Origin of the sequence: Brevibacillus sp. FSL K6-2834, assembly GCF_038592925.1 — a bacterium.
Lineage (GTDB): Bacteria > Bacillota > Bacilli > Brevibacillales > Brevibacillaceae > Brevibacillus > Brevibacillus borstelensis.
Map to the genome: position 1 here is coordinate 4,075,610 of NZ_CP151945.1, position 12,209 is coordinate 4,087,818.

A 12,209-nucleotide genomic window follows, 5' to 3' on the forward strand; every position below is an offset into this window, starting at 1 on the left:
CAAACCCAGTTAACCTGCCCGTTCGCTTTCTGTCTCCCGGCTGCCAAGCAACGTTGCTTCCCTTTTCAAGGTTACGCTTCTGCTATTCCGAGATCAGTTCCCGCACCTTTTCGTGCAGTACGCCATTGCTCGCCACTAGCGACGGCAGACGCTCTTTGTCGAAGTCTTCATGATGATAGATCTCTCCGTTCCAATCTGTGACGAGGGCACCGGCCTCCTGTGCGATCAGAATGCCAGCGGCCACATCCATGATGCTGGATCGCTGCATCACGATGTAGTCCAGCCACCCGTTGGCGAGCAGGCACCAGTCCAGAGCTGGCGCGATGTTGCGCAAGAGCCGCTTCGTTTTGAGCACGAACGGACGCGTGAATTCGAGCTCCTGCTCCTTGGTGACCGAGTTGCGTCCCCGGATGTACGTTCCGACTGCCCGGGTCAAATCGTCGCGTTTGTTCACTTCCAGCCGCTTCCCGTTGAGGAACGCTCCCTTGCCTTTTTCCGCCCAGAACATTTGACCGGCCACCGGGTTGTAGACGACGCCCAAGATCACATCACCTTTGTACTGCAGGGCAAGCGAGATAGAGAAATACGGATAGCCGATGAAATAGTTGTTTGTACCGTCCAGCGGATCCACGATCCAGAGATAGTCTTCCTTGCGTTCGACCATTCCGATCTCCTCGGAGTAAATGGTATGGTCCGGAAAATGCTTATGCAAAACCTCAATGATCCGTCGTTCGCTCTCCTTGTCTTCGGGAAGCTTTACGTCGTTGTGAAGCTCCTCATCGGGGATGAGCTGTTGCAAAAAACGTTCCTGCAGATAGGTTCCAGCGTATTTTGCTGCTTCTTTGGCTATTTCGATCATGGGAGTCTCTCCTTTTCTTTTCTGTAAATCCATTGATTACCCTTGCATCCGGACCCGGTTCATCCCTATGATAGGGAGACACCCGTGTTTTGAAGGGGCTGCCCGGTCTTTGCAAAAGCGCATCCGGGCAAGTGCTTCCGCCAAAGGAGGGGAAAAGACATGAACAGCGATTTTATTCGCCTGAAAAATCTGGAAGGCGAACTGATGCTGACCCAGTTGAACAAAAGTCTGGGTTGCTCCGTAACCAGCAAGGAGCTGGTGTTTTTCAAGCCTCATATGACGTATCACCTGTTCCTGCATGACATCGTCAGCATGGTTCCGATAAAGCTTGACAACGCGCCGATTACTTTCCGCCACAAAAGCGAGCTGATCCGCTCGGAATTTGGCTCGGACTACTACAAGCTCACCGTAAAATGGGCGCGGATTGTGACGCGTTCCGGAATTACCGAACGGGAGAACATGGAGTTTATCGTTCCACTTTCCCGCAAGATGCTGGACTACATTGCCCAATACAGCGGCCTCATAGCCATTGGGTAAAAAACATGCGCCTCGCCTGGTGCACGTGGCTGCGCTGCACGGCCGAAAGCCTCTATCCGCTATTTGCGTATAGAGGTCAGGCTGTCGAGAAAGTCGACAGCCATTTTTATTTCCCTGTATTTTATGACGACACCGCGTTAATGTGTTATAATATTCTTGTAATTACATTTACTGGCGGGTGATTATTGTGCTTTCCTCTAATGAAAAAAAGCAACAAATGCAATATGAATTTGTATGCCTTGATGAGTTGGTCCCGGAGGACCATTTGCTACGAGTTATTCAAAAGCATGTAGACTTCTCTTTCATCCGAGAAAAAGTACGCCAATACTATTGTGAAGATAACGGTAGACCAGCCATTGATCCGGTGGTTTTATTTAAAATGATTTTCATTGGATACCTTTACGGTATCCGGTCAGAAAGACAACTCGAAAAGGAAATTCAGACGAATATTGCTTACCGCTGGTTTCTTGGCCTTTCACTAACAGATCGAGTTCCAGACCACACTACCATCAGTTGGAATCGTCGAACTCGTTTTAAAAACACAAATGTTTTCCAAGAGATTTTTGATGAAATCGTTCGCCTTGCTATCCAACATCGCATGGTTGGCGGACGTGTTTTGATAAGTGATTCCACTCATCTGAAAGCAAATGCGAACAAACGTAAATTTAAGAAGCATGTTATTGAAAAATCTAGTCGAGCCTACCTTAGTGATTTAGAAGCAGCCATTAATGAAGACCGTGAAGCACACGGAAAAAAGGATTGAAGCCTAGAGAGGATGTGAAGGAAGAAAAGGAAATCAAGGTGAGTACTACTGATCCGGACAGTGGTTACATGGTTCGTGACGGAAAGCCTGAAGGCTTTTTCTATCTCGATCATCGGACAGTCGATCATAAGTACAATATCATAACTGATGTACACGTGACTGCGGGTAACGTTCATGATTCTGTTCCTTATGTAGATCGGCTACAACACCAAATTGAGAAGTTTGGGTTTACAGATACCATTGAAGCCGTTGCATTGGATGCTGGCTATTTAACTACTCCAATCTGCAAGGCTCTGCACGATCTAAATATCTTTGCCGTCATTGGCCATCGAGCTTTTTCACCTGTTAAAGGCCTTATCGCCAAATGGCGGTTTAAATATGATCCCGAAAAGAATGTCTATATTTGCCCCCAAAAACATGAGCTTGCTTATTCGACAACTGACCGTAACGGATACAGAATGTATAAGTCAAATAAAGAAATATGTAAGGCATGTCCGATGCTCACTATGTGTACACGGTCAAAAAATCACCAAAAGGTGATAACCAGGCATGTATGGGAAGAGAGTAAAGAATGGGTTCGACAGAACCGCTTAAGTAAGTCAGGAAAATACCTATACAGGTTGAGATACCAAACGATAGAGCGAAGTTTTGCAGATGCCAAAGAACTGCATGGACTTCGCTATTGTAGGTTGCGCGGACGTGAAAATGTCCAAGAGCAAGCGTTGCTGACAGCAACCGTTCAAAATATAAAAAAGATAGCACTCCACCTTGCAAAGGCATGTTAGGTGTGGTGCTATCTAAGACTTCCAGTACTTCGTGCTCAATTTTATTGTTATGAAAGAAGAAACTCCAACATATTGTGGGGTTTCTCGACAGCCTGGCCTCTATCCGCTATTTGCGTATAGAGGTTTTTTTGTGTACAGACTGCCTATCTCTTTCGCTTGAGGACGATGAACGTCCCGGTCCCGTGAGCCAGCAGCCGATCGCGTTCGTCGTACACCCTGCCATCCATGACCACCAATGTTTGTCCGCGATGGATGAAGCTGGCTTCCGCACGCAGCTTTTCTCCCTTTCCCGGACGCAGGTAATTGGTCTTCAGTTCAGTCGTCACGGCGTATTGATCAGGCGGAAGGGAGCGGTTAATGAGCGACCCCATCGCCGAATCGATGAGCGTAGCCAAAATCCCGCCGTGGACGACACCGAGCGAGTTGTGCGTAAACACAGTCAACGGCAGTTCAAAGCGATAGGTGTTCTCGTCGACGAAATCGCCCTTCAATCCGAGAAAGCCGGACAAAAACGCGCTTCCCCGCTCCCTGCGCTGCCGGATCGCCTGAACGGCAAGCTCCAGGATTTGTCGTTCTTCCTCAGTTCCCTGTTCCCAGATCGTTTTTAGTTCTTCCCACATCCTGTTCACTCCAGCTCTATTTATTTCATGTACCTTATTGTAGAACAAAGTACTTTCTTTTTCACCAGTTCCGTTGTTATGAACAGGCAAGCGGCGCTGCTTTTGACGCCTTGAGAAGCTCTTTCCTGAGCAAATGTTCAGACTTTTACGGTTGTTTCTATTTATGAAAAAGTGATAAGATAGTTCAAAATAAACAGGCATCGTTTCAATCGGAAGGGAGTTTTTCAAGTGGCCAGACAACGAAGCGACATGATCAAAAAAGGCTTTGACCGTGCGCCGCACCGCAGCCTTCTGCGTGCAGCCGGCGTAAAAGACGAGGATTTCGACAAACCGTTTATCGCGATCTGCAACTCATACATCGACATCATTCCCGGTCACGTCCACCTGCAGGAATTTGGAAAGATCGTAAAAGAGGCAGTCCGCGCAGCGGGCGGAGTGCCGTTTGAATTCAATACAATCGGCGTAGACGACGGCATCGCCATGGGCCATATCGGGATGCGCTATTCCCTGCCAAGCCGCGAGCTGATCGCCGACAGTCTGGAGACAGTCGTGGCCGCTCACTGGTTTGACGGCATGATCTGTATCCCCAACTGTGACAAAATCACCCCCGGCATGATCATGGGAGCACTGCGCGTTAACATTCCTACTGTTTTCGTGACAGGCGGCCCAATGAAAGCCGGAAAAACAAGCGACGGCCGGTCCATTTCGCTTTCCTCCGTGTTCGAGGGAGTCGGAGCGTACCAGGCCGGTCTGATCGACGATAAACAGCTGGACGAGCTCGAGCAATTCGGCTGTCCATCCTGCGGCTCCTGTTCCGGCATGTTCACCGCCAACTCGATGAACTGCCTGGCGGAGGCTCTCGGACTGGCTCTGCCTGGCAACGGAACCATTCTCGCCGTTTCTCCGGAACGCAAGGAGCTGGTCAAAGCATCGGCCCAAAAACTGATGGATTTGATCGCTCGCGACATCAAGCCTCGCGATATCGTTACGCTGGAAGCCATCGATGACGCATTCGCCCTCGACATGGCAATGGGCGGTTCCACCAACACCGTTCTCCATACGCTGGCGATTGCCCAGGAAGCAGGCTTTGAATATCCGCTGGAGCGGATCAACGAGGTAGCCAAGCGCATCCCGTACCTGTGCAAGCTGGCTCCGGCATCCGACTACCACATCGAGGACTGCCACAATGCGGGCGGTGTCTCCGCCATTTTGAAGGAATTGTCCAAAAAGGCGGGCGCCCTGCATCCTGAACGCATCACCGTGACCGGCAAAACGCTGGCGGAAAATATCGCTGACGCGGAAATCACGGATACGCAGGTCATTCGCACACTCGACAACCCGTACAGCGAAACAGGCGGACTGTCTGTTCTGTTCGGTAATCTGGCTCCGCAGGGTTCCATCATCAAAACCGGCGGCGTCGATCCGTCCATCAAGCGGCACGAAGGACCTGCCATCTGCTTTGATTCGCAGGAAGAGGCGCTTGCCGGTATCGCTGCAGGCAAGATCAAGCCAGGCCACGTCGTTGTCATCCGTTACGAAGGGCCAAAAGGCGGTCCGGGCATGCCTGAAATGCTCGCCCCTACCTCCCAGATCGTGGGCATGGGACTGGGCAAGGAAGTGGCGCTCGTCACCGACGGCCGTTTCTCCGGCGCCTCCCGCGGAATCAGCATCGGCCACATCTCTCCGGAAGCAGCGGAGGGCGGTCCGATCGCTTTCGTCCGGGACGGCGACATCATCAGCATCGATCTGGAGGATCGCTCCATCCAACTGCATGTAGCCCCTGACGAGCTGGCTCGCCGTCAGGCCAACTGGACCGAATTTGAGCCAAAGGTGAAGACCGGCTATCTGGCTCGCTACTCCAAGATGGTTACCAACGCCAGCAACGGCGCTATTTTGAAGATCTAACCTATCATCCAAAAACAGGCTGGGCGCTTTTCCAACGCTCAGCCTGTTTTTGCTGTATGTGGGGGGCAATCTTTGCCTATGCCTATGCCTATTCCGTCCCGATCATTCGATTTTGGGGGCTGCATGTCAGTCCCGTATAATTCCGCGGCTTGCTCCCGTCAATACTTCCTTTCCGTCCTGATTGCGATAGATCAGCTTCACTGAAACCTGCTTGTAGCCTTCCTGCTGCGTTACCTCGGTCACGGTCATTTCACATGAGACGGTATCTCCTGAAAAGACAGGCCTCAGAAACTCGCTGACCAATTCTCGGGCGATGTAGTTCATATCTCCGCCGAGCTTTGTTCCGATACTGGCCGTAAGAAAACCGTGAACCATCAGCCGCCCTTTTTCATCACGTTCCACATGATGTCTTCCCTTGTCGCCGGTCAGCTCCGCGAACTGCAAAACCTCCTCTTCACGAAACGTCCTTTCCCACCTGAACACGTCGCCTGCTTTCACGTCCACTTTTCATAACCTCCTGTTTCACATTTCAGGAAATTTTCTCCCTTGAATATATCACAGCTTTGGTGAATGTACATTCATTCATTTTTGGCTCGTTAGGAAAGAGCGTTGTCCGGGGCTTTGGTGGTGGAGATGAAAAAGCAGAAAAAACGCTACAGGTTCGGTGGGTCACCTGCTGCGGGACATGACTGTCCGGCTGCATTCCAAAAGCGAAACCGCGTCCAAAAGCAGCCGATTCAAAGGGGCGTCTCAGAGTTGGACGCTAAAAACGGTTCCGCTTTTTCCATTCCGCCTAGGCTGGTGCCCCAAAGACCTTCGTGTTTTTTCTGCTTTTTCATCTCTACTGCTGTTTGCCTTTTGTCTGGCTTTTTGAAAGAAGACTGATTGAAGGCATGTTCATGAAGGTCATGGAGGGTTACAAGGCAAGAGAGGGAAGGAATGACAAGAAGCTGAGGAAGGCCAGGGATGTAAATAACGCCAAGACATTATTGTCCAGAAGCATATTAATTGTACTGAAGCGGCATAGAGCACCGCATCTTGGCACTCCCTTCTTTAGGTTGAGCCCTCCAGAGCTTTCGGATCAGAAGACAGTCTAAAGCTGCGAGGACGATTTTACTCCACTTCATTGATTCGCTCAAAGAAACACCCGAACAACCATTGAAGCTGTAGAGATGAAAAAGGGAGAAAATGCGAAGGTCTTTGGGACACTACCCAGGCGGAATGGAAAAAGCGGAACACGCTTTCAGCGTCCAACTCTGAGGTACTTCATGAATGGGCGGCTTTTGGACGCGGTTCCGCTTTTGGAATGGAGCCGGCCAGACCTGGCTCCGAAGAAGTGTCCCACCGAACCTGCAGCGTTTTCTCCCTTTTTCATCTCCCCCACCAAAGCCTGTCCTAAGTGCATTTCCAATAAAGCGTGAAAAGCCCAAAAGCGATGTCCTCCAAGAAGCAGTCCCAAGAACCAACCTCAAGAAGGGAAACAGAGAACACAACACAAAAGGGCACCTCTAAAAAACGGAGGCACCCTCTCCCGTGTCTATCCATGAAAGCGTACTGTTCCAAGCCTATTGCTGATGCAAATGACAAGCTACCCAGTGCCCTTGCCCATCGACCGGCGCCAGCTCAGGCCTGACACTTTTGCACGCCTCCATCACATGCGGGCAGCGCGTATGAAAAGCGCAGCCGCTCGGAGGATTCGCCGGATTGGGCACATCTCCCTTGAGGATGATCCGCTGGGGCCTGGCATCCGGATTGGCTACCGGCGCCGCCGACAGCAATGCCTGCGTGTACGGATGAGCAGGAGCCGAATAGAGTGATTCCTTTGGAGCGAACTCCACCAGCCTGCCCAAGTACATGACGCCGACCCGGTCGCTAATGTGCTTGACCACACTCAGATCATGCGAAATGAACAGATACGTCAGGTCAAACTGCTCCTGCAAATCCTGCAGCAGATTGAGAATCTGCGACTGAATGGAGACGTCCAGCGCTGATACGGGCTCATCGGCGACGATCAGGGAAGGCCGCAGAATCAGGGAACGGGCGATTCCGATCCGCTGACGCTGTCCGCCGGAAAATTCGTGCGGATACCGGTTGGCATAGTGACCGCCAAGGCCGACGATCTCCAGGATTTCCTCCACCTTTTTCAATCGCTCCTGCTTGGTTCCGATGCCGTGAATCTCCAACGGCTCGAGCAGGACGTCCCGTATCTTCATCCGCGGATCGAGCGAAGCGTACGGGTCCTGGAAAACGATCTGCAGCTCCCTTCGCAGGACACGAAGCTCGCTTGTGGACAGCTTGGTCAGATTCCTTCCATTATAGATGACTTCTCCCCCGGTCGGAGGCAGCAGGTGCAGGAGCGCTCGCCCTGTGGTCGACTTGCCGCATCCGCTCTCGCCGACAAGGCCGACCGTCTCTCCTTTCTGTATGGAAAAGGTGACGCCGTCTACTGCCTTGACATGGGTCGTCGGCTGAAACCATTTCCCTTTCACCGGAAAATACTTCTTCAAATCACGTACCTGCAGCAAAGCTTCCACGATGCTCCTCCCCTCCTTCCTTCACCAGCCAGCAACGGCACTTGTGTCCTTCCCCCACGCCAAGAAGCGGAGGAATCCGGCTGCATTCGTCGCGAACATAGTCACAGCGCGGGGCAAACCGGCAGCCGCCCGGCATGGCCGATGGGTGAGGCACTGTCCCGCGGATAGAGTTCAGCCGGCGCTGCTGCTGGTGGAGCGACGGGATCGAAGCGATCAAGCCTTTGGTGTAGGGATGCTGCGGATTTTGGAACAGCTCCCGGACAGCAGCCTCCTCGATCACCTGTCCCGCATACATGACCACCACCCGGTCGCACATCTCCGCGACTACCCCGAGGTCATGGGTAATAAAGATGATCGAGGTACCCCTCTTTTCCTTCAATTCTCGCATCAGGTCCAGAATCTGCGCCTGGATCGTCACATCGAGGGCTGTCGTCGGCTCGTCGGCAATCAACAGCTTCGGATCGCAGGACATCGCCATGGCGATCATGACGCGCTGCCTCATCCCCCCGGACAGCTGATGGGGGTATTCCTTCACGATCTCCTCCGCACGGGGAATCCCGACCATTCTGAGCATCTCAATCGCTCTCTCCCGGGCCTCCCGCTTGCCCAGGCCGAGGTGCAGACGGATCTGTTCACCGAGCTGTTCGCCGATCGTATACACCGGATTGAGCGAGGTCATCGGTTCCTGGAAGATCATCGCAATTTCATTTCCGCGAAGCTTCTGCAGGTCGGTTTGGCTCATGTCCGCAATGCTTTTGTCCTGAAACAAAATGCGCCCTCCGCTGACCCGGCCGATCCCCTTTGGCAAAAGCCCCATGATCGCCAGAGAAGTAACGCTCTTTCCGCAGCCTGACTCCCCGACAATTCCCAGCGTCTCTCCCGCATGGACGCGAAAATCGATGCCGCTCACCGGGTTCAGGTCGCCATCTTCTCCCCGAAAGGAGATGTGCAAGTCTTCTACCTGAAGGATCGGTTGCATGTTCACACTTCCTTTCCGCTGGCGGCCATCAGCAACGATGTCGCCAATATTTGCGCTCCGGCGACAAGCGCCTTTGTGTCAAAGGACATGTCAGGATGGTGCAAGCCGGGGGCCAGGCCGCATCCCAGGCCGAGCATCGTTCCGGCCAGCCCCGGATTGTGGTAGGTGTAAAAGTGGAAGTCCTCTCCCCCCGGGGAAACGCAAGGTCCGGCAATGTTCTCTTCCCCCAATACGAGCGAGATCGCTTCACGCATCATTCCTGCTGCACGTTCGTTAAAGGTTGCGGCTGGAACCGCACCGGGAATGCTCCATTCGATCGGGGTTCCCATCAGACTCCCTACGTGCTGCATAGTGTGCTTCAGCTTTTCCTGCAGCTCCTCCATGCCCTCGTTGGTCTGCGCCCGCACATCCAGCTTGAAAGTGGCCCTGTCCGGAATGACATTGGAGGTATCCCCGCCGGCAGCCAGCTGTGTCATTTTCACGGAGAATGGACAGCCTGCCTCCAGGCGGATGTTTTGCAGCGATTGAACGAGCATAGATGCCGTTTCGATGACGTTCTTCCCGCGTTCCGGCCGTGAAGCGTGCGCTTGCAGCCCGGAAATGGTGCCGTGGATCGACGCGCTGGCACCATGCAAAATGGCGGGAGCAGCCGTACCGTTGGCCAATTCCATGACTGGCCGGACATGGACGCCAAACAGCATTTCGACGCCTTCCAGCGCCCCATCCTTCATCATCTGCAGCGCTCCGCCCACCTTTTCCTCCGCCGGCTGAAAGAGGAAGCGGACTGTCTTTTTCGGACGTATACCCGCTGCGGCGAAGGCCAGGGCGGCGTAGAGGACCATTGTGCTGTGTCCGTCGTGTCCGCAGGAGTGATTCGGACGCACCACTCCGTCCACTTCCTGCACAAGCGCATCCATGTCAGCCCGCAGCGCGACGACTCCCTCTTCCTCGCCCGGAATATCCACGGTCAGTCCAAAATGGCCAGGGTACGTCCGTACAGTCAGCCCGGCCGCCTGCAGCCGCTGTGCCAGGTACTGCGAGGTTTTCTCTTCCTGCCAGCTCGGCTCGGCCAGCTCGTGAAGCTCTTCATATGTCCGGACGATGTCAGCCTGACACTCTCTCAGATAGTCGCAAACCGCTTTTACACTCATTTGTCCTACCCTCTCGTCACAACCTTGCTGGCTGTTGTGTATTTTTCAATCAATTCCGGCACCGGTGTATAGCCGATCCCAGGCAGGTCCGGGACGGCAATCGTTCCGTCAGCGTCCACCTCCACCTCTGGAGAAATGATATCCTCCTTCCAGTAACGGGACGAGCCTGCGGTATCTCCGGGAAGCGTGAAGTTCGGCAAGGTCGTCACGGCGATGTTGTGCGCCCGGCCGATCCCGGACTCGAGCATGCCCCCGCACCACAGCGGGATGCCTTTTTCCTGGCACAGATCGTGGATGCGCTTTGCTTCCGAGAGCCCGCCGACTCGCCCTACCTTCATATTGATAATCCGGGTGCTGCCCAGCTCGATTGCCTTGCGTGCATCGTCGTAGGAGTGAATGCTCTCATCCAGACAGATCGGCGTTTTTAGCGCTTTTTGCAGAGTGGCGTGGTCGATGATGTCATCGTGAGCCAGCGGCTGCTCGATCATCATCAGGTCGAATTCGTCAAGCTGTTTCAAAATGTCCACGTCCTCCAGCGTATACGCGGAGTTGGCGTCTGCCATCATCGGGATATTGCCGAAGCGCTCGCGCAGTGCCCGAATGACCTGGACGTCCTTGCCCGGAGCGATCTTGATCTTCATCCGGCGATAGCCGAGCTCCAGATACTTTTCCACATTGCGGAAAAGATCGTTGATGTCCGCTTCGATTCCCAGGCTGATGCCGACGTCGATCTTGTCTTTTGTCCCGCCGAGTGCTTTTGCCAGCGAAATGCCCTGTTCTTTTGCGTACAAATCCCAATAGGCGGCATCCAGAGCCGATTTTGCCATATTATTGCGACGAATCGGAGCAAACAGTGCCCCGACCTCATCCGGGTGGGTGATCTCGCCCTTTTCAAAGAGCATCGGGAGGAGAAAGTCTTCCAGCATATGCCATGCCGTGCCGACCGTCTCTTCACTGTAGAGCGGCTCGCCGGACACGACGCATTCACCGTACCCGACGAAATCCTTGGTATGCACCTCAACCAAAATAAAATCACGGACGATCTGCGTGCCGAAGCTCGTTTGAAACGGAGATTTCAGCGTCATGCTCATTTTGCGGAGAACAACCTTTTCAGCTTTCATGTGGAATTCCTTCCTTTCCTTTTTATGCTGCTGGTGTTTAATCGACCTTCGGATCCAGCATATCGCGAATGCGGTCACCTGCCAAATTGATGCCGAGGACTGTGATCAGGATTGCGATGCCCGGCAGCGTCGCCAGCCACCATGCCGTCGCGATATAAGGCCTGCCTGTACTCATCATAAACCCCCAGCTAGGTGTAGGGGAGCTGACACCGAGTCCGAGAAAGCTGAGCGACGATTCCATCAGGATGGCCCGGGCCATGGCCAATGTGGCCAGCACGATGACAGACGGCAGACAGTTGGGCAAAAGATGCCGCCAAATAATCCGCCAGTGCCGGCTTCCCAGCGCGTACCCCGCCTGAATGAACTCCTGCTCCCGCAGACTGATCACATCACCTCTGACCAGACGCGCGTACTGCGTCCAGTCTGTCAGGCCGAGGACGAGAATCATGTTCAAAAGACTCGGACCCATAACGGCTATCGTCGCCAGCGCCAGGAGAATAAAGGGAAACGCCATCATGATGTCGATTACGGTGGAAATGGCAAAATCCGTTTTGCCGCGAAAATACCCGGCCAGAATCCCCAGCGCCGTTCCCAGTGCCAAGGAAATCACGACGGCAAAAAATCCGACCGACAACGATACGCGCGAACCGTACACGAGGCGAGCCCATACATCGCGCCCGACCTCATCCGTTCCCAGCCAGTGCTCCCACGTGCCGCCCTCCTGCCAGACCGGCGGCTGCAATTTTTCCTCCAGATTGACTTCGATCGGATCGTGGCTGGTCAACAGCGGTGCCGCGATCGAAATGAAGGTGATCAGCAAAACCATGACCAGCCCTATGATGCCGATGGGATTTTTCACAAACTTCCGGTACTTCCGCTTCCATTCGGGCACGGCCGGTTTTGGGGTTTCCAATACCGGCTCAGCAGCGGTTTGCAACCCTGCGCTGCTCATCGC

General features: G+C 53.5%; 11 protein-coding genes. 3 read left to right on the forward strand and 8 right to left on the reverse strand.

All coding sequences use genetic code 11. The features are described 5' to 3' along the window. Positions 1-82 precede the first annotated feature (82 nt). On the reverse strand, positions 83-859 hold the full coding sequence (locus NST96_RS20185; RefSeq protein ID WP_003389101.1) for an inositol monophosphatase: 777 nt from the start codon (positions 857-859) through the stop codon (positions 83-85). 159 nt (positions 860-1,018) lie between these two features. Here NST96_RS20185 and NST96_RS20190 point away from each other — a divergent pair, with 159 nt between their 5' ends. After that, complete coding sequence (locus NST96_RS20190; RefSeq protein ID WP_003389100.1) at positions 1,019-1,396, forward strand: hypothetical protein; 378 nt, start codon at positions 1,019-1,021, stop codon at positions 1,394-1,396. 217 nt (positions 1,397-1,613) lie between these two features. Next, a protein-coding gene (locus tag NST96_RS20195) for an IS1182 family transposase (RefSeq protein WP_122958896.1) occupies positions 1,614-2,944 on the forward strand; the annotation gives its coding sequence in 2 pieces (ribosomal slippage) (positions 1,614-2,154 and positions 2,154-2,944; 1,332 coding nt in all). A 143-nt stretch (positions 2,945-3,087) separates the two neighbouring features. Here the strand turns inward: NST96_RS20195 and NST96_RS20200 are convergent. Further along, entirely contained in the window at positions 3,088-3,564 is a 477-nt protein-coding gene (locus NST96_RS20200; protein ID WP_003389099.1) for a PaaI family thioesterase, read from the reverse strand. Between the two features lie 228 nt (positions 3,565-3,792). Here NST96_RS20200 and ilvD point away from each other — a divergent pair, with 228 nt between their 5' ends. After that, positions 3,793-5,469 (forward strand): dihydroxy-acid dehydratase, encoded by a 1,677-nt coding sequence (gene ilvD, locus NST96_RS20205; RefSeq protein WP_341073571.1) that lies wholly within the window; start codon positions 3,793-3,795, stop codon positions 5,467-5,469. Between the two features lie 126 nt (positions 5,470-5,595). On the opposite strand, the gene NST96_RS20210 is transcribed toward ilvD, so the two are convergent. From NST96_RS20210 to NST96_RS20235, 6 genes are all read right to left on the reverse strand, one after another. Next, positions 5,596-5,973: a MaoC family dehydratase N-terminal domain-containing protein gene (locus NST96_RS20210; RefSeq protein WP_003389097.1), complete on the reverse strand. Its 378-nt coding sequence runs from the start codon at positions 5,971-5,973 to the stop codon at positions 5,596-5,598. A 1,061-nt stretch (positions 5,974-7,034) separates the two neighbouring features. Then, on the reverse strand, positions 7,035-8,006 hold the full coding sequence (locus tag NST96_RS20215; protein WP_024982894.1) for a dipeptide ABC transporter ATP-binding protein: 972 nt from the start codon (positions 8,004-8,006) through the stop codon (positions 7,035-7,037). Further along, positions 7,978-8,982 carry an ABC transporter ATP-binding protein gene (locus NST96_RS20220; protein WP_003389092.1) on the reverse strand — a complete coding sequence of 335 codons (1,005 nt, stop codon included), beginning with the start codon at positions 8,980-8,982 and terminating at the stop codon, positions 7,978-7,980. The genes NST96_RS20215 and NST96_RS20220 overlap by 29 nt, the downstream gene beginning before the upstream one ends. A 2-nt stretch (positions 8,983-8,984) precedes the next feature. Continuing rightward, positions 8,985-10,133, reverse strand: coding sequence for a M20 peptidase aminoacylase family protein (locus NST96_RS20225; protein WP_311068143.1), 1,149 nt, complete (start codon positions 10,131-10,133; stop codon positions 8,985-8,987). A 5-nt stretch (positions 10,134-10,138) separates the two neighbouring features. After that, entirely contained in the window at positions 10,139-11,254 is a 1,116-nt protein-coding gene (gene menC, locus NST96_RS20230) for an o-succinylbenzoate synthase (protein WP_003389090.1), read from the reverse strand. A 37-nt stretch (positions 11,255-11,291) separates the two neighbouring features. After that, the gene (locus NST96_RS20235; RefSeq protein WP_327926022.1) at positions 11,292-12,206 is read right to left on the reverse strand and encodes an ABC transporter permease; all 915 of its coding nucleotides are present in this window, start codon (positions 12,204-12,206) and stop codon (positions 11,292-11,294) included. Between the last annotated feature and the right edge of the window lie 3 nt (positions 12,207-12,209).

What these genes read in the sequence shown, in the direction of transcription:
- NST96_RS20185 (WP_003389101.1), bottom strand. Translation starts at nt 859, where the DNA reads ATGATCGAAATAGCCAAAGAAGCAGCAAAATACGCTGGAACCTATCTG.
- NST96_RS20220 (WP_003389092.1), bottom strand. Translation starts at nt 8,982, where the DNA reads ATGCAACCGATCCTTCAGGTAGAAGACTTGCACATCTCCTTTCGGGGA.
- NST96_RS20225 (WP_311068143.1), bottom strand. Translation starts at nt 10,133, where the DNA reads ATGAGTGTAAAAGCGGTTTGCGACTATCTGAGAGAGTGTCAGGCTGAC.
- menC (WP_003389090.1), bottom strand. Translation starts at nt 11,254, where the DNA reads ATGAAAGCTGAAAAGGTTGTTCTCCGCAAAATGAGCATGACGCTGAAA.
- NST96_RS20235 (WP_327926022.1), bottom strand. Translation starts at nt 12,206, where the DNA reads ATGAGCAGCGCAGGGTTGCAAACCGCTGCTGAGCCGGTATTGGAAACC.
- NST96_RS20200 (WP_003389099.1), bottom strand. Translation starts at nt 3,564, where the DNA reads ATGTGGGAAGAACTAAAAACGATCTGGGAACAGGGAACTGAGGAAGAA.
- NST96_RS20190 (WP_003389100.1), top strand. Translation starts at nt 1,019, where the DNA reads ATGAACAGCGATTTTATTCGCCTGAAAAATCTGGAAGGCGAACTGATG.